This is a genomic window from Nocardioides gansuensis (assembly GCF_003076135.1).
Classification (GTDB): domain Bacteria; phylum Actinomycetota; class Actinomycetes; order Propionibacteriales; family Nocardioidaceae; genus Nocardioides; species Nocardioides gansuensis.
In genome coordinates, this window is the sequence record NZ_QDGZ01000004.1 from 388,002 (window position 1) to 411,766 (window position 23,765).

A 23,765-nucleotide genomic window follows, 5' to 3' on the forward strand; every position below is an offset into this window, starting at 1 on the left:
GCGGCGTCGAGATACCCCAGCCCTACAGGCGTTGTTGACCCCCATGGCAGGATCAGCCGCATGGCGATGACGGCTCAGGTGAAGGCGGAGCTCGCCAACACCCAGATCACCAAGACCTGCTGCCGCAAGGCCGAGGTCGCCTCGATGCTGCGCTTCGCGGGTGGTCTTCACATCGTGAGCGGCCGCATCGTGGTCGAAGCCGAGCTCGACACCGGGGCCGCGGCGCGTCGCCTGCGCAAGGACATCGCCGAGGTCTACGGCCACCAGTGCGACGTGGTCATGGTGCAGGGCAACGGCATCCGTAAGGGCAGCCGCTACATCGTGCGCGTCATCAAGGACGGCGAGGCGCTGGCCCGTCAGACCGGCCTGCTGGACAACCGCGGCCGACCCGTGCGCGGCCTTCCGCCGGCCGTCGTCTCGGGCGGCGGCTGCGATGCCGTCGCCGCCTGGCGGGGCGCCTTCCTCGCCCACGGCTCGCTCACCGAGCCTGGTCGCTCCTCCGCCATGGAGGTGACCTGCCCCGGTCCCGAGGCCGCGCTGGCCCTGGTCGGCGTCGCCCGGCGCCTCGGCATCTCGGCCAAGGCGCGTGAGGTGCGCGGCGTCGACCGCGTCGTCATCCGCGACGGCGACGCCATCGGCGCCCTGTTGACGCGTCTCGGCGCCCATGAGTCGCTGATGGCCTGGGAGGAGCGGCGGATGCGCCGCGAGGTCCGGGCCACGGCCAACCGGCTGGCCAACTTCGACGACGCCAACCTCCGCCGTTCCGCCCGCGCCGCCGTGGCGGCAGGGGCGCGCGTCGAGCGCGCCCTGGAGATCCTCGGCGACGAGGTCCCCGACCACCTCCGCCTCGCCGGCGACCTGCGCCTCGAGCACAAGCAGGCCTCGCTCGAGGAGCTCGGCCAGCTGCACGACCCGGTGCTGACCAAGGACGCGATCGCGGGCCGCATCCGCCGCCTGCTGGCGATGGCCGACAAGCGCGCCGAGGAGCTCGGCATCCCCGACACCGAGGCCTCGCTGACGCCGGACATGCTGGCCGAGGACGCCTGACCCGAGCGTTCTTGGAACGTTCAAGGGTTACCTGCACGTACCTCGGGACGCGCTGGGAGGGCCAAACGGCCACGGGGTAGGGTCGCCCACGTATCCGCCCATCACCTCAGGAGCTGCAGTGACCGTTCGCGTAGGTATCAACGGCTTCGGCCGCATCGGCCGCAACTTCTTCCGCGCCGTGCGCGCGTCGGGCGCCGACATCGAGATCGTCGGCGTCAACGACCTGACCGACAACGCCTCGCTCGCCCACCTGCTGAAGTTCGACTCGATCCTCGGCCGCCTCGACGCCGAGGTGAGCTCGGACGAGACCTCGATCCAGGTCGGCGACCAGACGATCGCCGCGTTCGCCGAGCGTGACCCGTCGGCCCTCAAGTGGGGCGACCTCGGCGTCGACGTCGTCGTCGAGTCCACCGGCTTCTTCACCGACGCCACCAAGGCGCGCGCCCACGTGGACGCCGGCGCCAAGAAGGTCATCATCTCCGCGCCCGCCTCCAACGAGGACATCACCATCGTCATGGGCGTCAACCACGAGCTCTACGACGCGGCCGCGCACACCGTGATCTCCAACGCGTCGTGCACGACCAACTGCCTTGCTCCGATGGCCAAGGCGCTCAACGACGAGTTCGGCATCGTCAAGGGCCTGATGACCACCATCCACGCCTACACCGCCGACCAGAACCTCCAGGACAACATCCACAAGGATCTGCGTCGTGCCCGCGCGGCCGCGCTCAACATCGTGCCCACCTCGACCGGCGCGGCCAAGGCCATCGGCCTGGTGCTGCCGGAGCTCAAGGGCAAGCTCGACGGCTACGCCCTGCGCGTCCCGGTGCCGACCGGCTCCGCCACCGACCTGACCTTCGAGGCGGGCCGCGAGACCAGCGTCGAGGAGGTCAACGCGGCGATCAAGGCGGCTGCCGACGGCCGCTTCCTGCGCTACTCCGAGGACCCGATCGTGTCCTCCGACATCGTCACCGACCCGGCCTCGTGCATCTTCGACGCGCCGCTGACCAAGGTCATCGGCAACCAGGTCAAGGTCGTCGGCTGGTACGACAACGAGTGGGGCTACTCCAACCGCCTCGCCGACCTGATCAACCACATCGGCACGACGCTCTGAGCTCGATGAGCACCATCGAGTCGCTGGGCGACCTGAAGGGCAAGCGCGTCCTGGTCCGCTCGGACCTCAACGTGCCCCTCGAATGGGACGCCGGCACCCCCGTGATCACTGATGACGGCCGCATCCGTGCGAGCGTCCCGACGATCAGGCAGCTCTCCGAGGCCGGCGCCCGCGTCGTCGTGACCGCCCACCTGGGCCGTCCCGACGGCGCGCCGGACCCGGCGTACAGCCTGGCCCCGGTGGCCGCGCGCCTCGGCGAGCTGCTCGGCCGGGACGTCGCGTTCGCCACCGACACGGTGGGGGAGAGCGCCTCGGCGACGGTCGAGGGCCTGGGTGAGGGCGACGTCGCCGTGCTGGAGAACGTCCGCTTCAACTCCGGCGAGACGAGCAAGGACGACGCGGTGCGCGCCTCCTTCGCCGACCAGCTCGCGCAGCTCGCGGACGCCTTCGTCTCCGACGGCTTCGGCGTCGTCCACCGCAAGCAGGCCAGCGTGTACGACGTGGCGCTGAGGCTGCCGAGCGCGATGGGCGGCCTCGTGGCCACCGAGATCGACGTGCTCCGTCGGCTGACCGTGGACCCCGACCGGCCCTACGTGGTCGTGCTCGGCGGCTCGAAGGTCTCCGACAAGCTCGGCGTGATCGACAACCTGCTGGAGAAGGCCGACAAGCTGCTCATCGGCGGCGGCATGGTGTTCACCTTCCTCAAGGCCCAGGGCCTCGAGGTCGGGAAGAGCCTGCTCGAGGAAGACCAGCTCGAGACCTGCACCCGCTACGTCGCCGAGGCGAAGGAGCGGGGCGTGGAGATCGTGCTGCCCACCGACATCGTGGTGGCCGACAGCTTCGGCGACGAGGCCTCGGCCCGCGTCGTACCTGCCTCGGAGATCCCGGCCGAGGCCCTGGGCCTCGACATCGGGCCCGAGTCGGCGCAGGCCTTCGCGGCAGCGCTCGCGGATGCCCGCACGGTCTTCTGGAACGGTCCGATGGGCGTCTTCGAGGTCCCGGCGTTCGCCGGCGGCACCCGCGTCGTCGCCGAGGCGCTGACCAAGGTCGACGGCCTCTCGGTCGTGGGTGGTGGCGACTCCGCTGCCGCGGTGCGCCAGCTCGGCTTCGAGGAGTCGGCCTTCGGCCACATCTCCACGGGCGGCGGCGCGTCGCTGGAATACCTCGAGGGCAAGGAACTGCCCGGCATCGCCGTACTCGAAAGGGACTGATCCATGGGTTCGACCCGCACGCCGCTGATGGCGGGCAACTGGAAGATGAACCTCAACCACCAGGAAGCGGTGGTGCTGGTCCAGAAGCTCGCGTGGACGCTGTCCGACAAGCGGCACGACTACGGCAAGGTCGAGGTCGTCGTCCTGCCGCCGTTCACCGACATCCGCTCGGTGCAGACCCTGGTGGACGGCGACCGGCTCTCGATCGGCTACGGCGCGCAGGACGTCTCCTTCCACGACAGTGGCGCCTACACGGGCGAGATCTCGGCGGGCATGCTCTCGAAGCTCGGCTGCTCCTACGTCGTCGTGGGGCACTCGGAGCGGCGTGAGTACCACGCCGAGACCGACGAGGTCGTCAACGCCAAGGCGCACAAGGCGCTGGCGGCAGGGATGACCCCGATCGTGTGCGTCGGCGAGGGCCTCGACGTGCGCAAGGCCGGCGACCAGGTCAGCTACACGCTGGCCCAGGTCGACGGCTCGCTCGCCGGCTTCACGGCCGAGCAGGTGACCGGCCTCGTCGTCGCCTACGAGCCCGTGTGGGCCATCGGCACGGGCGAGGTCGCCACCCCCGACGACGCGCAGGAGGTCTGCGGGGCGATCCGCGCGCGGATCCGCGAGGTCCACGGCGACGCCGCCGCGGACGGCGTACGGATCCTCTACGGCGGCTCCGTGAAGGCCGCCAACGTGGCCGGCATCATGGAGAAGCCGGACGTCGACGGGTGCCTCGTCGGGGGCGCGAGCCTCCAGGTCGACGAGTTCGGCGGCATCTGCCGCTTCTACGACATGCCGGTCCTGTGACCTGCTGATGAGTGACGTAGGCTTCGCGACGTGATTCTGCTCTTCACCATCCTGCTCGTCCTGACGAGCTCGATCCTCATCCTGCTGGTCCTGCTGCACAAGGGTCGCGGGGGCGGCCTGTCCGACATGTTCGGCGGCGGCGTCTCCAGCACGCTTGGAGGCTCGTCGGTGGCCGAGCGCAACCTCGACCGGTTCACGATCGGCGTGGGGATCATCTGGTTCGCGTGCATCATCGCCCTGGGGCTGCTCATGGCCTACCAGGGCCCCTGAAGGAGGACACATGGCTGGTGGTGGGAACGCGATCCGTGGGAGCCGCGTCGGTGCGGGCCCGATGGGCGAGGCGGAGCGCGGGGAGGCGGCACCGCGTCAGGCGGTGACCTACTTCTGCGCTCACGAGCACCGCTCGGTGGTGACCTTCTCGGTCGAGGCGCAGGTGCCGGACTCGTGGGACTGCCCCAAGTGCGGGCTGCCGGCGAGCATGGACGCGGACAACCCGCCGCCGGCGCCGAAGATCGAGCCCTACAAGACCCACCTCGCCTACGTGAAGGAGCGCCGCTCCGACGCCGAGGCGGCCGACATCCTGGACGAGGCGATCCAGCTGCTCCGCAGTCGCCGCAAGTCGGGCGAGGTCATCTTCTAGGCGACTCGGCTCGTCTGCACACGCTGAAGCTGTCGAGTCGGCGCGTCTGCTCACGCTGAGAGCGCCGAGTCGGCGCATCTGCACACGCTGAGGGCATCGAGTCGGCGCATCTGCGATCAAGCGGCGGTACGGCGGCGCACACGCTGGATGGCTTCCTTGAATCCCTCCACCAGGATCGCGTCGAGCAGGCCGTCGCCGCGGTAGACCTCCTTCGTGGTGACCGGCTTGATCACCCAGTCGGCGTCCTCGTCGAGCCAGGCACGACGCGTCTGGTCGTGCTCTCGGTCCTCGTCCTCGGTGTGAAACTCCTCCCCGTCGAACTCGCACCCGAAGCGGGTGGTTTCGACGCCGACGTCGATGAAGGCGACCCGCCCGGCATTGCGCACTTCGACCTGTGGCGTCGGCGACGGCAACGGCAGGTGCTTCCACCGCCACCGGATCACCGTCTCGCCGCCCGACTGCGACCGTCCGTCCGTGTGGGGGGCGACGAGACGCAAGGTGGTCACCCATCGCATGCCTGTGAACCGGTCGACTTCCGCGACGAGCTCGTCGATCGTGAACACGCCGAGTCGGTGGAGCGCGTCAAGGGCAGTCAGTGCAGGCTCGGGCCATCGCTGGCGGCCGAGATCCAGGGCGGTCCGCAACACCGTCGTCGCCCTCACGCCCTCCACCTCAGTCAGGTCCTCCGGCAGGAAGGTGCGCTCGCCACTGTCCGCGAGCTTGTTCCTCAGTCGCCCGCGCCCGGCAGGCAGGTACATGGCGATCGGAAGCGCATCGAGGTGCTCATTCGGACGAAGGAGCATCTCGGCGCCGTGCAACCACCCGGCGTGCCGGTCCACGACCACCGCGTCCTCGGGCACGACCAGACGAAGGCAGGCCGCCCTGGTGGCCACGTCGTCGGGCAGGTGGCTGCTGAGGTAGCAACCCTTGACCGGGTGTCTGAGGAGGCCGGCGGACACGAGCTCGGACAGCCAACGACGAGGCACGCCCTCCCTGACCGCCTGCGCTGTGGTGAAGGGCGCGCAGAGGGGCAGAGGGAACGTGTCGTCGAGGAACGGCTGGAACAGCCAGCGATCGAGATCCATGCCGGAAGGTCTGCCCGGCCGAATGCCTGCGCACACCGTCGTACCGACTGCCTGTGGATGACCGGGGCAGATGGGCCGACTCGGCACGACTCGCGTGTGCAGATGCGCCGACTCGGCGGGCCTTGCGTGTGCAGATGCGCCGACTCGGCGGGTCGTGAGTGTGCAGATGCGCCAAGTCGCTAGAGCCGGGAGGCGGCGGTCTCGTCGACGAGCCAGAGGGTCTCGTCGAGGCCGCGTACGCCGCGGGCCGGGGTCTCCGAGACGGGTCCCTCGGAGCGGGCGGCCGCCACCGCGGCGGCCTTCTCCTCGCCACTGACGAGGAACCACACCGCCTTCGCCCGGTTGAGGGCGGGGAAGGTCAGCGACACCCGGTCGGGCGGCGGCTTGGGCGAGCCGTGCACCGCGACGGCGACCGTGTCGTCGGCGTCGAGCGCCTCGTGGCCCGGGAACAGGGACGCGACGTGCCCGTCGGGCCCGACGCCGAGCATGAGCACGTCGAAGCCGTCGGCGCCGTGGGTGCCCAGGGTGGCGGAGTACGCCGCCGCGGCGTCCTCCGCCGTCGGCACCTCCGAGCTCGACGGGACCGGATGGACGTGGGCGGGCGAGACCGGCACATGGTCGAGCAGCGCCTCGCGGGCCTGCCGCTCGTTGCGGTCGGGGGAGTCGGCGGCGACGAAGCGCTCGTCGCCCCACCAGATCACGACGCGGGACCAGTCGACCGAGGAGTCGGGCGCCCGGCGCGCCAGCTCGCGGTGGATCGCGTCGGCGATGGAGCCGCCGGTGAGGCCGATCTGCGGGACCTCACCGCGCGACTGCGCCTCCTCGAGGCGCTCCAGCAGGCGCGAGGCGACGTCGGCCGCCAGGGTCTCGGCATCGGGGTGCCGCACGAGCTCTCCGGTCACGTTCCCACCTTCTTCTTCACCAGCTGCTTCGCGACTGCGGCATAGGTGTCGTCCTCGTCGAGGCGCCGCAGCTCCTCGGCGAGCAGCGACGGCACCTCGCGCCGCTTGAGCGCGACCGGCCGGTCGGGGCGGCCCGGCGAGGAGAACGTCGCGAGCCTGCCGTCGGCCCGGGAGATGGCGATCGGCCCTTCCCGGGTGTCCATCCGCACCTCGGTGATGCCTGGGCCCTCGGACACGGTGCGCTCGAAGGGCACCTTGAGCCGCCAGGACAGCCACGCGACGAGCAGCTCGGCGCTGGGGCTGAACCGTTCCGCTGCGACACAGCCACCGGTCACCCGGAGCTGGTGCTGGTCCAGCGCGGCGGCGAGCAGGGCCCGCCACGGCGTGAGGCGCGTCCAGGACAGGTCGGTGTTGCCGGCGGCGTACGCCGCGCACTGGGTGAAGATCGCCCTGGACCGGGCACGGCCGACCGCCGCGGAGTCGGTGATGCGTCGCCTCGCCAGTGCGCCGAGCGGGTCGGCAGCAGGGTCGGCCGGCGGATCGGTGGGCCACCAGATCGCGACGGGGGAGTCGGGCAGGAGGAGCGGCAGCACGACGCTCTCGGCGTGCTTGACGACCTCGCCCTTGAGCCGGATCAGGGCGATCTCGCCGCCCCAGCCGCCGCCACTGCCGACCTGGGCGTTGACCCGGCCCTTGCCGCGGGCGTCGCCCAGGATCACGCCGAGCACCCGCGAGGGGTGCTCGCGGGAGGCGCGCTGGGCGGCCTCCATGGCCTTCTCGGCATCCTCGTCGGGCACCACGATGAGCAGGGTCATCACCATGCCCATCGCGGGGCTGCCGGCGCGCTTGCGGGCGTTGACGAACTCGGCCGCGATCTTCGACGAGGTGGTGTCGACGAGCTCGATCATCGTCATGGCCGCCTCCAGGTGCGGTCGTCGCGGGCCAGCATCGCGTCCGCGGACTCCGGACCCCAGGTGCCGGACGCGTAGGGCTCCGGACGGCCCTTGTCCGCCCAGTGGTCGAGGATCGGGTCGAGGATGCGCCAGGACAGCTCGACCTCCTCGCGCCGGGGGAACAGCGGCGGGTCACCCAGGAGGACGTCGAGGATCAGCCGCTCGTAGGCCTCCGCGCTCGCCTCGGTGAACGAGCCGCCGTAGGCGAAGTCCATGTTGACGTCGCGGATCTCCATCGCGGTGCCGGGCACCTTGGAGCCGAACCGCATCGTCATGCCCTCGTCGGGCTGCACCCGGATCACCAGCGCGTTCTGCGTCAGCTCCTCGGTGGCGGTCTCGCTGAACGGCAGGTGCGGCGCTCGCTTGAAGACGACGGCCACCTCGGTGACCCGGCGGCCGAGCCGCTTGCCGGTCCGGAGGTAGAACGGGACCCCGGCCCAGCGCCGGGTCTCGACGTGGAGGGTGATGGCGGCGAAGGTCTCCGTCGTGGAGGTCTTCCGGATGCCCTCCTCGTCGGTGAAGCCGATCACCTTCTCGCCACCCGCCCAGCCCGCGGCGTACTGCCCGCGCGCCGTGGTGAGGTCGAGCCGCTGCGGCAGCACGACCGAGGCGAGCACCTTCTGCTTCTCGGTGGCCAGCGCGTCGGCGGTGAAGGACGTCGGCTCCTCCATCGCCACGAGCGCCATCAGCTGGAGCAGGTGGTTCTGGATCACGTCGCGCGCCGCCCCGATGCCGTCGTAGTAGCCGGCGCGGCCGCCGATGCCGATGTCCTCGGCCATCGTGATCTGCACGTGGTCGACATAGTTGGAGTTCCAGATCGGCTCGAACATGTTGTTGGCGAAGCGCATCGCCAGGATGTTCTGCACCGTCTCCTTGCCGAGGTAGTGGTCGATGCGGAACACCGACTCCGGCGGGAAGACGCCGTCGAGGGTCGCGTTCAGCTCCCGCGCGGACTGCAGGTCGTGCCCGAACGGCTTCTCCACCACGACCCGTCGCCACGGCCCGCCCGAGGCGGGGTCGCCGCCCTTGCTCAGCCCGTGCTCCTCGAGCTGCCCGACGACGGTGCCGAAGAAGCCGGGCGGGATGGCGAGGTAGAACGCGAAGTTGCCGCCGGTGCCGCGCTCCAGGTCGAGCTCGTCGAGCGTCAGTCGCAGCTGCTCGAAGGCGCGGTCGTCGTCGAAGTCGCCCTGCACGAAGCGGAAGCCCTCGGCGAGCTGGCGCCAGACCTCCTCGCGGAACGGCGTACGCGCGTGCTGCTTGACCGAGTCGTGCACGATCTGGGCGAAGTCCTGGTTGGCCCAGTCGCGCCGTGCGAACCCGACCAGGCTGAAGCCCGGAGGCAGCAGCCCGCGGTTGGCGAGGTCGTAGATCGCCGGCATCACCTTCTTGCGCGACAGGTCGCCGGTGACGCCGAAGAGGACCATCCCGCAGGGACCCGCGATGCGCGGCAGGCGCCGGTCCTGCGGGTCCCGGAGCGGGTTGGTGTACGACGTCACCCGAGGGCCTCCCCGAGACGACCCGTCGGGTCGTCGGTGGAGGCGAGGTGGAGCCGCAGCACGGGCTGGCCCTTGTCGGCCAGCACCTGGCCGTCGCCGACGGCCTGCGCGGTGAGGAACTCGTGGAACGTGAACGGCCGGTCGGGCACCGCGAGGTCCGCCTCGGGCTGGCCGGTGACCTGGAGGTAGACGCCGGTCGCGGGCCCGCCCTTGTGGTACTGCCCGGTCGAGTGCAGGAAGCGGGGGCCCCACCCGAAGGTCACCGGCCGGCCGGTGCGCTCGGCCAGCCGGCCCCGCACCATGGCCAGGTCGGCGTCGCGGTGGCGGTCGAGGTAGGCCTGCACCGCGACGTAGCCGTGCTGGGGGTCGAGCTGCGCCAGCAGTGCCTCCACGGCCTCGACGACCGTCGCCGTGCCCTCGGGCAGCCAGCCGGGCGAGGCGTAGACCGTGACGTCGCCGTCCACGAAGGCCGGCTCGGGCTGCGCGCCGCCGCCGTCGAGCATCGCCCGGGCCGCGGCCTTCGCGCTCTCGACGTCGGGCTGGTCGAACGGGTTGATGCCGATGACCCGGCCAGCGATGGCGGTGGCGTACTCCCACAGCAGCAGCTGGGCACCCAGCGACCCGTCGACCACCGCACCCCAGCCGGAGGCGGGGGAGAGGACGGGCGCCTTCGGCCCGTAGGCGACGAGCACCGAGTCGGGCGTGCTGGGCTGCCAGTTGGGCGCCTCGGTGGACTCGACCACCACGGGCAGGATGCCGAGGCTGTCCTTGCCGGTGGACTCGGCCACGAGCTGCTCGATCCAGTCGCCCAGACCGGCGTACGGCGCGCCCGCCGAGGCCAGCACCATCTTGTCGACCCCGACCCTGGCTGCCGTGCCGAGCAGGGCGCCGAGCGCGAGCCCCGGGTTGTCGGCCGTGTCGGTCTCGAGCGCCGCGCGCACGGCGTCGGCCTCGTCGAGGAGGGCGGAGATGTCGGCGCCGGCCAGGCCGCTGGGTACGATCCCGAACGCCGTGAGCGCGGAGTAGCGGCCCCCGACCGCCGGGTCGGCATGGAAGACGCGGTAGCCCGCTGCGGTCGCGGCCTCCGAGAGCGGCGAGCCGGGATCGGTGACGACCACGATGCGCTCGGCCGGGTCGATGCGGGCGTCGGTGAACGCCTTCTCCCAGGCCCGCTTCTGGCTGTCGGTCTCGACGGTGCCACCGGACTTGGACGACACCACGACGACGCTGCGGGCCAGGTCCTTCTCGATGGCCGTGCGCACGAAGTCGGGGTCGGAGGAGTCGAGCACGTCGAGGTCGACCCCGGCGGCCTCGCAGATCACCTCGGGAGCCAGGGACGAGCCACCCATGCCGCACAGCACCACGTGGTCGAGTCCCTGTGCCCGCAGCTCGTCCCGCAGCGCCATGATCTCGGGGACCAGGTGCCGGGAGGCGGAGGAGAGGCTCACCCAGGCGAGCCGCTTGGCCGACTCCTCCTCGGCGGCGGGACCCCACAGGGTGCTGTCCTGACGGGCGATGCCCGAGGCGACCCCGTCGGCGATCAGCCGGTCGAGGGTGGCCTCGAGGGCGCCCTTGTCACTGGCGACGAGCTCGACGCCCGCGCTCACTGCTGGGCCTTCCGGCCCGACTGCTCCAGCTGTCCCGACACCGTCTCGAGGAGCTCCTTCCAGGACGCCACGAACTTGTCGACGCCCTCCTGCTCGAGCGTGGAGATGACGTCGTCGTAGTCGATGCCGACCGCGGCGAGTGCGTCCATGTGCGCCTGGGCGTCGTCGTAGAACGGCCTCACCTGGTCGCCGAGGACCTCGCCGTGGTCGGCGAACGCCTCGAGGGTCTTCTCGGGCATCGTGTTGACGGTCTCGGGCACCACCAGGTCGGCGACGTACATGGTGTCGCGATAGTCGGGGTTCTTCACGCCCGTCGACGCCCACAGCGGGCGCTGGCGGTGGGCGCCCTTGGCGGCCAGCGCCTGCCAGCGCTCGCCGGTGAAGAACTCCTCGAAGGCACGGTAGGCGAGCCGGGCGTTGGCGACGCCCGCCTTGCCGCGCAGCGCGAGCGCCTCGTCGCTGCCGATGGCCTCGAGCCGCTTGTCGATCTCGGTGTCCACGCGGGACACGAAGAACGAGGCGACCGACTGGATGCCGGAGAGGTCGAGGCCGGCGGCGTCGGCCTTCTCCAGGCCCGCGACGTAGGCCTCCATGACCTCGCGGTAGCGGCCCAGGCCGAAGATCAGGGTGACGTTGACGCTGATGCCCTCGCCCAGGGCGTCGGTGATCGCAGGTCCGCCCTCGGTGGTGGCGGGGATCTTCACCAGGAGGTTGGGCCGGTCGACCTCCGCCCACAGGGCGCGCGCCGACTCCAGCGTCGCGGCGGTGTCGAACGCGAGGTCGGGGGAGACCTCGATGGAGACCCGGCCGTCCAGGCCGCCCGTCGCGTCGTAGACCGGGCGGAGCAGGTCACAGGCGTTGCGCACGTCGGTGGTGGTGAGCTCAAAGACCGCCAGGTCGACGCCCGCCCCTGCCTCGGCGAGCGCGCCCACCTCCTCGTCGTAGCGCTCGCCGTCGGCGAGGGCCGCCGCGAAGATCGACGGGTTGGTGGTGACCCCCACGACCGAGCGCGTCTCGACGAGCTCGGCGAGGTTGCCGGTCTCGAGCCGCTCGCGCGACAGGTCGTCGAGCCAGATCGACACCCCGGCGTCCGCCAGGGCCTTCAAACGGTCAGTCATGAGCTTCCTCCGGAATGGATGTGCCGTGCGATGCCTGTCGGAGCGGGGTGGGACAGGGCTCAGCCCGCCGATGCCGCGATGCTGTCGCGGGCGGCCGCGGCGACGGCCTCCGCGGTGATGCCGAACTCCTGGTAGATGCGGGCGAAGTCCGCGCTGGCACCGTAGTGCTCGAGGGAGACGATGCGGCCGTGGTCGCCCACGACCTCGCGCCAGCCCTGCGCGATGCCGGCCTCCACCGAGACCCGGGCCTTGACGGTGGGCGGGATGACGGTCTGGCGGTAGCTCGACTCCTGCGCGTCGAACCACTCGCGGCAAGGCATCGAAACCACGCGCGCCCGGATGCCCTCAGCGGCCAGGATCTCGCGCGCCCTGACCGCGAGCTGGACCTCCGAGCCGGTGCCGACGAGCACCACGTCGGGCAGCCCGGCACGGTCGTCGATGGTGGGGGCGTCGAGCAGGATGTAGCCGCCCTTCTCGACGTCCGTGGTGTCGGCCCAGCGCTCACCGGTGTCGGCGTCGGTGCCGCGCGGGAAGGTCGGCACGTTCTGGCGGGTCAGGCACAGGCCGGCGGGGCGGTCGGTGTGGCGCATCACCGCCTGCCAGCAGGCGGCCGTCTCGTTGGCGTCCGCGGGGCGCACGACGTCGAGCCCGGGGATCGCACGCAGGGCGGCCAGGTGCTCCACCGGCTGGTGGGTGGGGCCGTCCTCGCCGAGCCCGATCGAGTCGTGGGTCCAGACGTAGGTCACGGGCAGGCGCATGATCGCCGCGAGCCGCACGGACGGGCGCATGTAGTCGCTGAACGTGAGGAAGGTGCCGCCGAAGACGCGGGTGCCGCCGTGGGAGGCGATGCCGTTGAGGATCGCGCCCATGGCGTGCTCGCGGATGCCGAAGTGCAGGACGCGGCCGTAGGGGTCGCCCTTCCACATGTCGGTCGAGTGCTCGGCCGGGATGAAGGAGGCGGCGTCCTCGATGGTGGTGTTGTTGGACTCCGCGAGGTCGGCGGAGCCGCCCCACAGCTCGGGCACGCGGGCCGCGATGGCGTTGAGCACCTGGCCGGACGCCTTGCGGGTGGCCACGCCCTTCTCGTCGGCGTCGTAGCGGGGCAGGTCGGCGTCCCAGCCGTCGGGCAGGGTGCGGCTCTGCAGGCGCGTGTAGAGCGCGAAGCCGGTCTCGTTCTCGGCCGCCCACTCGTCGAACGTCTCCTGCCAGGCCGCCTGGACCTCCTTGCCGCGGTCGACCGCGAGACGGGTGTGGGTGAGCACCTCGTCGGGCACCTCGAACGTCTGGGCGGGGTCGAAGCCGAGGATCTCCTTGGTCGCCGCGACCTCCTCCGCGCCCAGGGCCGAGCCGTGCGCCTTGCCGGTGTTCTGCGCGTTGGGTGCGGGCCAGGCGATGATCGTGCGGAGCACGATCATGCTCGGCCGGGCCGTCTCGGCACGCGCCGCGGAGATCGCCGCGAACAGGGCGTCGACGTCCTCGGCGTACTCGTTGCCGCCGTTCGTCCAGTCCACGACCTGGACGTGCCAGCCGTAGGCCTCGTAGCGGGCGGCGACGTCCTCGGTGAACGCGACGTTGGTGTCGTCCTCGATGGAGATCTCGTTGTCGTCGTAGATGACGGTGAGGTTGCCGAGCTGCTGGTGGCCGGCGATCGACGACGCCTCGCCGCTCACCCCCTCCTGGAGGTCGCCGTCGGAGCAGATGCAGTAGATCTGGTGGTCGAAGGGGCTCTCGCCCTCGGCCGCGTCCGGGTCCAGCAGGCCACGCTCGAAGCGCGCGGCCATCGCCATGCCCACGGCGTTGGCGATGCCCTGGCCGAGGGGGCCGGTGGTGGTCTCGACGCCCGCGGTGTGGCCGTACTCCGGGTGGCCGGGGGTCTTGGAGTCCCAGGTGCGCAGCGCCTTGATGTCGTCGAGCTCCAGGCCCCAGCCGCCGAGGTAGAGCTGGATGTACTGGGTGAGGGAGGAGTGGCCCGCGGAGAGGACGAAGCGGTCACGGCCCGGCCAGTGCGGGTCGGAGGGGTTGTGGCGCATCACCTTCTGGTAGAGCAGGTAGGCAGCCGGAGCGAGGCTCATCGCGGTGCCGGGATGGCCGTTGCCCACCTTCTGCACCGCGTCCATGGCGAGCACCCGGACCGTGTCCACCGCCTTCTTGTCCACGTCGGTCCAGTCCAGTGCGGGCAGTTCGGGGGTCACGTCGTTCCTCTCGCGATGTTCATCAGGCCGCCTCTTTCGCAGGCATTGCTGAGCCTACTCAGGCCGCGGGATAGACTCGACCCGCACCTGCCTCCCTTGCCTCCGAGGAACCTTCGTGACGTACGTCGCCCAGTCGGCGTCTGCTGCCGCCGACTCGCAGCAGGCGGAGCAGGCGACGATCAAGGACGTCGTCGCGGCGTACGTCGGGCTCACCAAGCCGCGAGTCATCGAGCTGCTGCTGCTGACCACGGTCCCGGTGATGTTCTTCGCCGCGCGCGGCATCCCCGAGCTCGGCCTCGTGGTCGCCACCGTCGTCGGTGGCGCGCTGTCGGCGGGCTCCGCCTCGGCGTACAACTGCGTCTACGACCGGGACATCGACGAGCAGATGCGGCGCACCCGCCGGCGGGCGCTGCCGCGGCACATCGTCTCGGCGGGCTCGGCCCTGGTCTTCGCGACCGTGCTCGCCGTGCTCTCCACCGTGGTGCTCGCCCTGTGGGTCAACTGGCTCTCCGCGACGCTGTCCCTGCTGGCCAATGCGTTCTACGTCTTCGTCTACACGATGCTGCTCAAGCGCCGCACCACCCAGAACATCGTGTGGGGCGGGCTGGCCGGGTGCTTCCCGGCGCTGATCGGGTGGACCGCCGTGACGGGCGAGCTCGCCTGGACGCCGGTGGTCCTCTTCCTGGTCGTCTTCTTCTGGACGCCCCCGCACACCTGGGCGCTGGCGCTGCGCTACCGCGAGGACTACGCGGGCGTGGACGTGCCGATGCTGCCGGTGGTCAAGCCTGCCGCGGAGGTGGGCCGCCAGATCGTCCTCTACAGCTGGGCGATGGTCGCGACCTCGCTGCTGCTGTGGCCGGTGGCCGGCACGAGCTGGTTCTACCCGGCGGCCGCCGCGGTGCTCGGCGCGGTGTTCCTCCTCGAGGCGCACCGGATGTGGGGCCGCGCCAGGGCCTCGGACGCGCTCGCCGACATCAACCCGATGCGGCTGTTCCACAGCTCCAACCTCTACCTCTCGCTGCTCTTCGTGGCCGTCGCGCTCGACCCTCTGCTCACGCGCTAGTCCTGGCGCGGCCCGCCAGCACGACCCAGGTGACCGCTGCCGAGACGAGGGCGGCGCCGAGCATGTGCAGGCCGACGAGCAGCACGGGGAGGTCGGTCCAGTACTGCACGAAGCCCAGCAGGCCCTGGGCGAGCTCGAGGAGCAGCAGCCCGCCGGCCGCGCTGGCGAGGGGCTGCTGACCGCCTCCGCGGGCCCAGACCACCAGGCCGAGGGTGGCGGCAACGAGGGCGTAGACCGCGATCGCGTGGACGTGGGACATCAGCTGCGGGTCCAGGCCGGTACGCCGCGACTCGAGGTCGCCGGAGTGCGGACCGCTGCCGGTGACGACCGTGCCGAGGTAGAGCACGACCCAGGCGAGGGCCAGGACCAGCCACGTGAGCCGTTGCAGCGGCTGTGTCGACGCCACCCGCTCGGGGCCGCGCAGCTCGTCGAGCAACGCCACGCAGACCCCGACGATCGCCATCGAGACAAGCAGGTGGAGCGAGACCACCCACGGGTTGAGGTCGGTGAGCACCGTGACGCCGCCGATGATCGCCTGGGCCGGGATCCCCAGGGCGATGACCGTGGCGAGCACGAAGGGCCGCCAGTCGCGACGGCTGCGCCAGGTGCGGACCAGGGAGGCGAGGGTGGCGACCCAGCAGGCGACTGCGATCACCACGAGCACGAACGTGAGCATCCGGTTGCCGAACTCGATCGCCCCGTGGATCCCGAGCTCGCCGTGCACGACGTAGGACTCCTCGGTGCACCGCGGCCACGTCGGGCAGCCCAGCCCCGACCCGGTGAGCCGGACGGCGCCGCCCGTGACGACGATCCCGACGTTGGCGACGAGGTTGGCCACCGCGAGCGGCCACAGCCACCTCGGCCGGTGGGATGTCGGAGCCACGGTCACTCCCATCTGAAGGTCCGGGCGGTCAGTACGGTCCCGGCGACGGCCCAGACCGCCAGGACGACGAGGGCCGTCGCATCGACCCGGGCCTCCAGCAGCGCGGCTCGCATCGCCTCGCCCAGCGCCCCCGAGGGCAGCCATACGGCGACCTCGCCGAGCGCGCCGTACTCGGCTGCCGGCACGACGACGGCGCCGCCGGCGGTGAGCAGCAGGTAGACGAGGTTGGCCAGGGCCAGGGTCGCCTCGGCGCGCAGCACGCCCGCCACGAAGAGGCCGAGCGAGGCGAAGGCGGCGGTGCCGAGCACGACGGCGGCCATCGTGCCGGCGTACGACGGGTGGGGATCCCAGCCGAGGGCCAGGGCGACGCCGCCGAGCACCACCAGCTGGGCGAGCTCCACGAGCACCAGCGCGCCGACCTTGCCGAGCAGCAGGCCGTGACGGGGGAGCGGCGAGGAGCCGAGGCGCTTGATCACGCCGTAGCGCCGCTCGAAGCCGGTGGCGATGGCGAGTGAGGTGAAGGCGGTGGACATGACGGCCAGGGCGAGCACGCCGGGGGTCAGCGCGTCGACGGGGCGGTGCGGCAGGTCGAGGCCGATCCGGTCGATGGCGGCGACGCCCCCCACCAGCACGATCACCGGGATGACGACGGCCAGGAGCAGCTGCTCGCCGTTGCGCAGCAGCAGGCGCGTCTCCATGGTGGCCTGGGCGAGCACCTGGCGGGCGAGCGGCGCGGCGCCGGGGCTGGGGGCGAAGGTGCCGCTCACGGCTCGAGCTCCCGTCCGGTGAGCTCGAGGAAGACGTCCTCGAGGGTGCGCTGGCCCAGCGACAGCGACTCCGGGAGGACGTCGTGCTCCTCGCACCAGCGCGAGACGGTGGAGAGGGTGGTGCTGTCGGCGGGGCCGCTGATCAGCATGCTGACGGCGTCGAGCTGGCGCACCTCGGTGCCCTCGCCGAGCGCGATCCGCAGCGACTCGGGCGCGCCGTCGGGGAAGGGGCGGGTGACGACGAGCCGGATCGTCGCGGACCGGCCTCCCCGGGTCAGCTCGGCCGGGGTGCCGCTGGCGATCAGGCGGCCGCGGTCGATGATGTGCACCGTGTCGGCGAGCCGCTCGGCCTCGTCGAGGTGGTGGGTGGTGAGCACGACCGTCACCCCGTCGGCCCGGATCTCCTCGAGCAGCTCCCACGTCGTACGCCGCGCGGCGGGGTCCATGCCGGCGGTCGGCTCGTCCACGAAGAGCAGCTCCGGCCGGCCCACGAGCGCCATCGCCAGGCCCAGCCGCTGCTGCTGGCCGCCCGAGAGGCGCCGGTAGGGCGTGCTCCCGCAGTCGTCCAGGCCGAGGCGGTCCGACAGCATGCCGGTGTCGAGCGGATGCGCGTGCAGCCGCGCCACGTGGTCGAGCATCTCCCTCGCGCGCACGCCGCTCCAGGCGCCTCCGCTCTGCAGCATCACCCCGATCCGCGGGAGCAGGTCGCGCCGGTCGCGCTGCGGGTCCAGGCCGAGCACCCGGACCGAGCCGGACTGCGGCTTGCGGTAGCCCTCGCAGGTCTCCAGGGTGGTCGTCTTGCCGGCGCCGTTGGGGCCCAGCACTGCCGTGACCGAGCCGCGGGCGACCTCGAGCGAGAGGCCGTCGACGGCGACCTTGTCGCCGTACCGCATCACCAGGCCGTCGACGACGACGGCGGGGGAGGAGGCGGCGGGCACCGGGGAAGTCTAGGAAGTGGGACGGCGTGTCCGGACGGCGGTCCACCCGAGGTTAGGTGACCCTTGCTTGATCCGGCGGAATCATTAACGTCACACTGGCGTTGTGGAATTCGTGAGGACCTCGACTGCGCCCCCCGAGGGGGATGCGCCCACGCGTGAGCGCGTGGCCCGGTCGATCCTCGAGAACGGTCCCTCGACGGCCGCCGCCCTCGCGGAGCGGCTGGACCTCACGCCCGCCGCCGTGCGCCGCCACCTCGACCACCTGGTCGGCGACGGCACGGTCGAGCCGCGTGAGCAGCGGGTCTACGGCCACCGCGGCCGGGGCCGCCCGGCGAAGGTCTTCGCGCTCACCGAGACGGGCCGTGACCACTTCGACCAGCAGTACGACGACCTCGCGGTCCAGGCGCTGCGGTTCCTGTCCGAGACACAGGGCGAGGACGCCGTGATGGCGTTCGCGCGCCGGCGGGTCGAGTTCGTCGCGCGCGACTACGCACGGGCGGTCGACGAGGACCCCTCGCTCACGCCCGCCCAGGCACTGGCCCGGGTGTTCACCGACCAGGGCTACGCCGCCACCGTGCGCAAGGCGCCGGCGCTGGGCGAGCAGCTGTGCCAGCAGCACTGCCCGGTCTCCCACGTGGCCCACGAGTTCCCGCAGCTGTGCGAGGCCGAGACGGAGGCCATCGGCCGCGTCCTCGGCACCCACGTCCAGCGGCTGGCGACGATCGCCCACGGCGACGGCGTCTGCACCACCTGCATCCCCAGCGGGGTCTCGACTCCGCTCGACCACCCGAGCGGGGTCTCGACTCCGCTCGACCCCCCGAGCACGCTCGACCACCCGAGCAGCACCACCACCCCCGAGAAGAAGAGGAAGGTCTGAGGCATGACCTCCATCGAAGAGCTCAACCCGGAGCTGAAGGGCATCGGCCGCTACGAGTTCGGCTGGGCCGACACCGACGTCGCCGGCGCCACCGCGACCCGTGGCCTCAACGAGGACGTGGTGCGCGACATCTCCGGGAAGAAGAGCGAGCCGCAGTGGATGCTCGACCTGCGCCTGAAGGGTCTCAAGCTCTTCGGCCGCAAGCCCATGCCCACCTGGGGCTCCGACCTCTCGGGCATCGACTTCGACAACATCAAGTACTTCGTGCGCTCCAGCGAGAAGCAGGCGCAGTCGTGGGAGGACCTCCCCGAGGACATCAAGAACACCTACGACAAGCTCGGCATCCCGGAGGCGGAGAAGCAGCGCCTCGTCGCCGGCGTGGCCGCGCAGTACGAGTCCGAGGTCGTCTACCACTCGATCCGCGAGGACCTCGAGGCCCAGGGCGTGCTCTTCCTCGACACCGACACCGCGCTCCGTGAGCAGCCCGAGCTGTTCCAGGAATACTTCGGCACGGTCATCCCGGTCGGCGACAACAAGTTCGCCGCGCTCAACACCGCGGTGTGGTCGGGCGGCTCGTTCATCTACGTGCCCAAGGGCGTCCACGTGGACATCCCGCTGCAGGCCTACTTCCGGATCAACACCGAGAACATGGGCCAGTTCGAGCGCACCCTGATCATCGTCGACGAGGACGCCTACGTGCACTACGTCGAGGGCTGCACCGCGCCGATCTACAGCTCCGACTCGCTGCACTCGGCCGTCGTCGAGATCATCGTGAAGAAGGGCGGTCGCTGCCGCTACACGACCATCCAGAACTGGTCCAACAACGTCTACAACCTCGTCACCAAGCGTGCGACCTGCGAGGCCGGCGCGACCATGGAGTGGGTCGACGGCAACATCGGCTCCAAGGTGACCATGAAGTACCCCGCGGTCTACCTGATGGGCGAGCACGCCAAGGGCGAGACGCTGTCGATCGCGTTCGCGGGCGAAGGCCAGCACCAGGACGCCGGCGCCAAGATGGTGCACGCGGCGCCCCACACCTCGAGCTCGATCCTGTCCAAGTCGGTGGCCCGCGGCGGTGGCCGCACGTCGTACCGCGGCCTGATCCAGATCAACGAGGGTGCGCACGGCTCGAAGAGCAACGTGCTGTGCGACGCGCTGCTGGTCGACCAGATCAGCCGCTCCGACACCTACCCCTACGTCGACATCCGCGAGGACGACGTGTCCATGGGTCACGAGGCGAGCGTCTCGAAGGTCTCCGACGACCAGCTCTTCTACCTCATGTCACGCGGCATGCAGGAGGACGAGGCGATGGCGATGATCGTGCGCGGCTTCGTCGAGCCGATCGCGAAGGAGCTGCCGATGGAGTACGCCCTCGAGCTCAACCGCCTCATCGAGCTGCAGATGGAGGGAGCGGTCGGCTGATCGCCACCGCTCTGCCCCACGCCGTATCCGAGAGACCCGAAAGCGAATTCTGTGACCGTGACTGACAGCGTCCGCTCCGCCCTGGAGCAGGACGGCCCCACGCTGGAGCGGGTGGACTCCCACCTCAACCCCCCGGCGTCCTACGACCTGGCCGACCACCCCGTGCCCACGGGCCGCGAGGAGGTGTGGCGCTTCACGCCGCTCAAGCGGCTGCGCGGCATCCTCGACGGCGAGGCGTCCGACGCCCACCTGACGTGGGAGACGAGCCTGCCCGCGGGCGTCACCCTGTCCACCATCACCACCGAGGAGGCGCGCGAGCTCGGCGAGCTGCCGCCCAACGAGCGGCCGGCCGCCCTGGCGGTCGCCCTCGCCGGCGGCGCCGCCCTGCTCGACGTGGCCGCCGAGGCCGAGCTCGACGAGCCGGTGGTGCTGCGCCTCAAGGGCACCAGCGTCGACGACCTCGTGTGGGGCCACCTGGTGCTGCGCATCGGCGCCCACGCCAGGGCCACGATCGTGCTCGAGCACACCGGCTCGGCGCGCTACTGCGCGACGACGTCGGTGCTCGTCGGCGACGGTGCGGAGGTCAACGTGCTGAGCCTGCACGACTGGGACGACGACGCGGTCCACCTGGCCCGCGACGGCATCCGCGTCGGCCGGGACGCTCGCGTCCGGCACACCGCCATCTCCTTCGGCGGCGATCTGGTGCGCATGCACGCCAACGTCGAGTACGCCGGTCCCGGCGGCGAGGCCGAGCTCCTGGGCCTCTACTTCGCCGACGCCGGGCAGCACATCGAGCACCGGCTCTTCGCCGACCACACCGCGCCCAACACCAAGAGCCACGTCGTCTACAAGGGCGCGCTGCAGGGCCAGGGTGCGCACACCGTGTGGGTCGGCAACGTGCTGATCCGCAAGGTCGCCGTGGGCATCGAGACCTACGAGGAGAACCGCAACCTCGTGCTCACCGACGGCTGCCAGGCAGACTCGGTGCCCAACCTGGAGATCGAGACTGGCGAGATCGAGGGCGCCGGCCACGCGTCCGCCACCGGCCGCTTCGACGACGAGCAGCTGTTCTACCTCCGCTCGCGTGGCATCGAGGAGGCCGAGGCCCGGCGCCTGGTCGTCCACGGCTTCTTCAACGACCTCGTCCGCAAGGTCGGCGTGCCCGAGCTCGAGGAGCGGCTGCTCGCCACCGTCGAGGAGGAGCTGGAGAAGAACGTCTCGCACGGGGGCTCCGCCCCCGCGTCCCCTCGCGGGACGGTCTGATGGCCTTCCAGCGCGCGTGCGCCCTCGACGACATCCCCGTCGACGAGGCGCTCGGTGTGACCCTCGGCGCCCAGGACGTCGCCGTGGCCCGTCACACCTCACCTGACGGCGACGTGGAGGTCTTCGCCGTCGAGGACATGTGCAGCCACGCGGCCGTCGCCCTCTCCGAGGGTGAGGTCGACGACTGCACGGTCGAGTGCTGGTTGCACGGGTCGAGGTTCGACCTGCGCACCGGCAAGCCCACCGGACTTCCGGCGACCGAGCCGGTTGCCACCTTCCCCGTCGCCATCCGAGAGGACAGCAGCGGCATCTTGTCTGTTTACGTCGACATCGACACCACCCTGAATGGAGTGACCCCCGCATGAGCACGCTGGAGATCAAGGACCTGCACGTCTCGGTCGACACCGAGGACGGCCCCAAGGAGATCCTCAAGGGCGTCGCGCTGACCATCAAGGACGGCGAGACCCACGCGATCATGGGGCCCAACGGTTCCGGCAAGTCCACCCTGGCCTACTCCATCGCCGGCCACCCCAAGTACACCGTCACCGGCGGCACCGTCACCCTCGACGGCGAGGACGTGCTCGCGATGAGCGTCGACGAGCGCGCCCGCGCGGGCCTCTTCCTCGCGATGCAGTACCCCGTCGAGGTCCCCGGCGTCTCGGTCTCCAACTTCCTGCGCACCGCCAAGACCGCGATCGACGGCGAGGCACCCAAGCTGCGCACCTGGGTCAAGGACGTCAACGCCGCCCTGCAGCGCGCCAACCTCGACCCGTCGTTCTCGCAGCGCTCGGTCAACGAGGGCTTCTCCGGAGGCGAGAAGAAGCGCCACGAGATCGCCCAGCTGGAGCTGCTCGACCCCAAGGTCGCGGTGCTCGACGAGACCGACTCCGGCCTCGACATCGACGCGCTCAAGGTCGTGTCCCAGGGCGTCAACCGCTTCGCCGAGGCGGGCGACAAGGGTGTCCTGCTGATCACCCACTACACGCGCATCCTGCGCTACATCAAGCCCGACTTCGTGCACGTCTTCGTCGACGGCAAGATCGCCGAGGAGGGCGGCTCTGAGCTGGCCGACCAGCTGGAAGCCGAGGGCTACGACAAGTACACCCGCGCGGCGGTCTGACCATGGACGGGCTGCTCCCCGAGCTGGAAGTCATCCGCAAGGACTTCCCGATCCTCGAGAGGACGCTGGCTGGTGGGCAGCGCCTGGTCTACCTCGACAGCGCCAACACGTCGCAGAAGCCGCAGGTCGTGATCGACACGATGGTCGACCACCTCGAGCGCCACAACGCCAACATCGCCCGCGCCATGCACCAGCTGGGTGCGGAGTCGACGGAGGCCTTCGAGGCGGCGCGCGACAAGGTTGCCGCCTTCGTCAAGGCGCCCAGCCGCGACGAGATCGTCTTCACCAAGAACGCGTCCGAGGCGCTCAACCTGGTGGCCAACACGCTGGCCTGGAAGAGCCCCTTCCAGGTCGGCGAGGGCGACGAGGTCGTCATCACCGAGATGGAGCACCACTCCAACATCGTGCCGTGGCAGCTGCTCACCGAGCGCACGGGCGCCACGCTGCGCTGGTTCGGGCTGACAGACGACGGGCAGCTCGACCTGTCCGACATCGACCAGCTGGTCACCGAGCGCACGAAGGTCGTCTCGCTGACGTGGGTGTCCAACATGCTCGGCACCATCAACCCGGTTGCCGAGATCGCCCGGCGCGCCAAGCAGGTCGGCGCGCTCGTGGTCGTCGACGCGTCCCAGGCCGCGCCGCAGCTGCCGATCGACCTCGGCGAGCTGAGCGCCGCCGGCGTCGACGTGCTGGTCTTCACCGGTCACAAGGTCGTCGGCCCGACCGGCATCGGCGTGCTGTGGGGCCGCCGTGAGGTGCTCGAGGCGCTGCCTCCGTTCCTGGGTGGGGGCGAGATGATCGCGACCGTCCGCATGGAGCGCTCGACGTACGCCGGGATCCCGCACAAGTTCGAGGCCGGCACCCCGCCGATCGTGGAGGCCATCGGCCTCGGCGCGGCGGTCGACTACCTCGGCCACATCGGGATGGACGCCATCCACCGCCACGAGCAGGCGATCACGGCGTACGCCCTCAAGGGGCTTCAGTCTGTGCCCGGGCTGACCGTGCTCGGCCCGCTCGACGCGACGCAGCGCGGGGGAGCGATCTCCTTCGAGCTCGAAGGGGTGCACCCGCACGACATCGCGCAGGTGCTGGACTCGCGCGGCATCGCGGTGCGCGCGGGCCACCACTGCGCCAAGCCGGCACACGCGAGGTACGGCGTGCAGAGCTCGACGCGGATGTCGTCCTACCTCTACACCACGCCGGCCGAGATCGACGCACTGGTGGAGGGACTTCACCACACCCGTTCCTACTTCAAGGTGGGCTGACCGT

The 23,765-nt window shown here is 71.1% G+C and carries 23 protein-coding genes; 13 read left to right on the forward strand and 10 right to left on the reverse strand.

Annotated features, from left to right (window positions below):
- The first annotated feature begins 60 nt into the window (after positions 1–60).
- The 6 genes from whiA (at position 61) to DDE18_RS11400 (ending at position 4,810) form a co-directional block, all read left to right on the forward strand.
- Positions 61–1,047, forward strand: coding sequence for a DNA-binding protein WhiA (gene whiA / locus DDE18_RS11375; RefSeq protein WP_116572366.1), 987 nt, complete (start codon positions 61–63; stop codon positions 1,045–1,047).
- Positions 1,048–1,165: 118 nt separating this feature from the next.
- A complete protein-coding gene (gene gap / locus DDE18_RS11380; protein WP_116572367.1) occupies positions 1,166–2,161 on the forward strand; it encodes a type I glyceraldehyde-3-phosphate dehydrogenase in 996 nt (331 codons plus the stop codon).
- A 5-nt stretch (positions 2,162–2,166) separates the two neighbouring features.
- Positions 2,167–3,372 (forward strand): phosphoglycerate kinase, encoded by a 1,206-nt coding sequence (locus DDE18_RS11385; protein ID WP_116572368.1) that lies wholly within the window; start codon positions 2,167–2,169, stop codon positions 3,370–3,372.
- A gap of 3 nt (positions 3,373–3,375) precedes the next feature.
- The gene (tpiA, locus tag DDE18_RS11390; protein WP_116572369.1) at positions 3,376–4,170 is read left to right on the forward strand and encodes a triose-phosphate isomerase; all 795 of its coding nucleotides are present in this window, start codon (positions 3,376–3,378) and stop codon (positions 4,168–4,170) included.
- A 30-nt stretch (positions 4,171–4,200) separates the two neighbouring features.
- The gene (secG, locus tag DDE18_RS11395) at positions 4,201–4,440 is read left to right on the forward strand and encodes a preprotein translocase subunit SecG (protein WP_116572370.1); all 240 of its coding nucleotides are present in this window, start codon (positions 4,201–4,203) and stop codon (positions 4,438–4,440) included.
- A 10-nt stretch (positions 4,441–4,450) separates the two neighbouring features.
- Positions 4,451–4,810: an RNA polymerase-binding protein RbpA gene (locus tag DDE18_RS11400; RefSeq protein WP_116572371.1), complete on the forward strand. Its 360-nt coding sequence runs from the start codon at positions 4,451–4,453 to the stop codon at positions 4,808–4,810.
- A 116-nt stretch (positions 4,811–4,926) separates the two neighbouring features.
- Here DDE18_RS11400 and DDE18_RS11405 read toward each other — a convergent pair whose 3' ends face one another.
- From DDE18_RS11405 to tkt, 7 genes are all read right to left on the reverse strand, one after another.
- Complete coding sequence (locus tag DDE18_RS11405; RefSeq protein WP_116572372.1) at positions 4,927–5,895, reverse strand: type IV toxin-antitoxin system AbiEi family antitoxin domain-containing protein; 969 nt, start codon at positions 5,893–5,895, stop codon at positions 4,927–4,929.
- A gap of 179 nt (positions 5,896–6,074) precedes the next feature.
- Complete coding sequence (gene pgl / locus DDE18_RS11410) at positions 6,075–6,797, reverse strand: 6-phosphogluconolactonase (RefSeq protein WP_116572373.1); 723 nt, start codon at positions 6,795–6,797, stop codon at positions 6,075–6,077.
- Positions 6,794–7,711 carry a glucose-6-phosphate dehydrogenase assembly protein OpcA gene (locus DDE18_RS11415; RefSeq protein WP_245916611.1) on the reverse strand — a complete coding sequence of 306 codons (918 nt, stop codon included), beginning with the start codon at positions 7,709–7,711 and terminating at the stop codon, positions 6,794–6,796. Before DDE18_RS11415 ends, pgl begins: the two co-directional genes overlap by 4 nt.
- Positions 7,708–9,246: a glucose-6-phosphate dehydrogenase gene (zwf, locus tag DDE18_RS11420; protein ID WP_116572374.1), complete on the reverse strand. Its 1,539-nt coding sequence runs from the start codon at positions 9,244–9,246 to the stop codon at positions 7,708–7,710. Before zwf ends, DDE18_RS11415 begins: the two co-directional genes overlap by 4 nt.
- On the reverse strand, positions 9,243–10,853 hold the full coding sequence (locus tag DDE18_RS11425) for a glucose-6-phosphate isomerase (RefSeq protein WP_116572375.1): 1,611 nt from the start codon (positions 10,851–10,853) through the stop codon (positions 9,243–9,245). The genes zwf and DDE18_RS11425 overlap by 4 nt, the downstream gene beginning before the upstream one ends.
- Complete coding sequence (gene tal / locus DDE18_RS11430) at positions 10,850–11,971, reverse strand: transaldolase (protein ID WP_116572376.1); 1,122 nt, start codon at positions 11,969–11,971, stop codon at positions 10,850–10,852. The genes DDE18_RS11425 and tal overlap by 4 nt, the downstream gene beginning before the upstream one ends.
- A gap of 59 nt (positions 11,972–12,030) precedes the next feature.
- Complete coding sequence (gene tkt, locus DDE18_RS11435; protein ID WP_245916636.1) at positions 12,031–14,088, reverse strand: transketolase; 2,058 nt, start codon at positions 14,086–14,088, stop codon at positions 12,031–12,033.
- A 190-nt stretch (positions 14,089–14,278) separates the two neighbouring features.
- On the opposite strand from tkt, the gene DDE18_RS11440 reads away from it, so the two are divergent.
- Positions 14,279–15,226 (forward strand): heme o synthase, encoded by a 948-nt coding sequence (locus DDE18_RS11440; RefSeq protein WP_116572378.1) that lies wholly within the window; start codon positions 14,279–14,281, stop codon positions 15,224–15,226.
- Here DDE18_RS11440 and DDE18_RS11445 read toward each other — a convergent pair.
- Genes DDE18_RS11445 through DDE18_RS11455 form a run of 3 tightly spaced genes read right to left on the reverse strand, consistent with a single transcriptional unit; the run spans position 15,216 to position 17,814 of the window.
- Positions 15,216–16,109: a COX15/CtaA family protein gene (locus DDE18_RS11445; RefSeq protein WP_245916612.1), complete on the reverse strand. Its 894-nt coding sequence runs from the start codon at positions 16,107–16,109 to the stop codon at positions 15,216–15,218. The genes DDE18_RS11440 and DDE18_RS11445 overlap by 11 nt on opposite strands.
- Positions 16,110–16,111: 2 nt before the next feature.
- On the reverse strand, positions 16,112–16,876 hold the full coding sequence (locus DDE18_RS11450) for an ABC transporter permease (RefSeq protein ID WP_245916613.1): 765 nt from the start codon (positions 16,874–16,876) through the stop codon (positions 16,112–16,114).
- Complete coding sequence (locus DDE18_RS11455; protein ID WP_245916614.1) at positions 16,873–17,814, reverse strand: ABC transporter ATP-binding protein; 942 nt, start codon at positions 17,812–17,814, stop codon at positions 16,873–16,875. Before DDE18_RS11455 ends, DDE18_RS11450 begins: the two co-directional genes overlap by 4 nt.
- A 103-nt stretch (positions 17,815–17,917) precedes the next feature.
- Here DDE18_RS11455 and DDE18_RS11460 point away from each other — a divergent pair, with 103 nt between their 5' ends.
- Genes DDE18_RS11460 through DDE18_RS11485 form a run of 6 tightly spaced genes read left to right on the forward strand, consistent with a single transcriptional unit; the run spans position 17,918 to position 23,761 of the window.
- The gene (locus tag DDE18_RS11460; RefSeq protein WP_116572380.1) at positions 17,918–18,691 is read left to right on the forward strand and encodes a helix-turn-helix transcriptional regulator; all 774 of its coding nucleotides are present in this window, start codon (positions 17,918–17,920) and stop codon (positions 18,689–18,691) included.
- A gap of 3 nt (positions 18,692–18,694) precedes the next feature.
- Positions 18,695–20,113, forward strand: a complete 1,419-nt coding sequence (sufB, locus tag DDE18_RS11465) for a Fe-S cluster assembly protein SufB (protein ID WP_116572381.1) — start codon at positions 18,695–18,697, stop codon at positions 20,111–20,113.
- Between the two features lie 57 nt (positions 20,114–20,170).
- Positions 20,171–21,376: a Fe-S cluster assembly protein SufD gene (sufD, locus tag DDE18_RS11470; protein ID WP_342748933.1), complete on the forward strand. Its 1,206-nt coding sequence runs from the start codon at positions 20,171–20,173 to the stop codon at positions 21,374–21,376.
- On the forward strand, positions 21,376–21,741 hold the full coding sequence (locus DDE18_RS11475; protein WP_116572383.1) for a non-heme iron oxygenase ferredoxin subunit: 366 nt from the start codon (positions 21,376–21,378) through the stop codon (positions 21,739–21,741). The genes sufD and DDE18_RS11475 overlap by 1 nt, the downstream gene beginning before the upstream one ends.
- Positions 21,738–22,496, forward strand: a complete 759-nt coding sequence (gene sufC, locus DDE18_RS11480) for a Fe-S cluster assembly ATPase SufC (protein ID WP_116572384.1) — start codon at positions 21,738–21,740, stop codon at positions 22,494–22,496. Before DDE18_RS11475 ends, sufC begins: the two co-directional genes overlap by 4 nt.
- Before the next feature lie 2 nt (positions 22,497–22,498).
- Positions 22,499–23,761 (forward strand): cysteine desulfurase, encoded by a 1,263-nt coding sequence (locus DDE18_RS11485; protein ID WP_116572385.1) that lies wholly within the window; start codon positions 22,499–22,501, stop codon positions 23,759–23,761.
- Positions 23,762–23,765 lie beyond the last annotated feature (4 nt).

Coding starts and splice junctions, on each gene's coding strand:
- whiA (WP_116572366.1), top strand. CDS start 61: ATGGCGATGACGGCTCAGGTGAAGGCGGAGCTCGCCAACACCCAGATC.
- DDE18_RS11385 (WP_116572368.1), top strand. CDS start 2,167: ATGAGCACCATCGAGTCGCTGGGCGACCTGAAGGGCAAGCGCGTCCTG.
- tpiA (WP_116572369.1), top strand. CDS start 3,376: ATGGGTTCGACCCGCACGCCGCTGATGGCGGGCAACTGGAAGATGAAC.
- DDE18_RS11400 (WP_116572371.1), top strand. CDS start 4,451: ATGGCTGGTGGTGGGAACGCGATCCGTGGGAGCCGCGTCGGTGCGGGC.
- DDE18_RS11405 (WP_116572372.1), bottom strand. CDS start 5,895: ATGGATCTCGATCGCTGGCTGTTCCAGCCGTTCCTCGACGACACGTTC.
- DDE18_RS11415 (WP_245916611.1), bottom strand. CDS start 7,711: ATGACGATGATCGAGCTCGTCGACACCACCTCGTCGAAGATCGCGGCC.
- tal (WP_116572376.1), bottom strand. CDS start 11,971: ATGACTGACCGTTTGAAGGCCCTGGCGGACGCCGGGGTGTCGATCTGG.
- tkt (WP_245916636.1), bottom strand. CDS start 14,088: ATGGACGCGGTGCAGAAGGTGGGCAACGGCCATCCCGGCACCGCGATG.
- sufB (WP_116572381.1), top strand. CDS start 18,695: ATGACCTCCATCGAAGAGCTCAACCCGGAGCTGAAGGGCATCGGCCGC.
- DDE18_RS11475 (WP_116572383.1), top strand. CDS start 21,376: ATGGCCTTCCAGCGCGCGTGCGCCCTCGACGACATCCCCGTCGACGAG.
- sufC (WP_116572384.1), top strand. CDS start 21,738: ATGAGCACGCTGGAGATCAAGGACCTGCACGTCTCGGTCGACACCGAG.
- DDE18_RS11485 (WP_116572385.1), top strand. CDS start 22,499: ATGGACGGGCTGCTCCCCGAGCTGGAAGTCATCCGCAAGGACTTCCCG.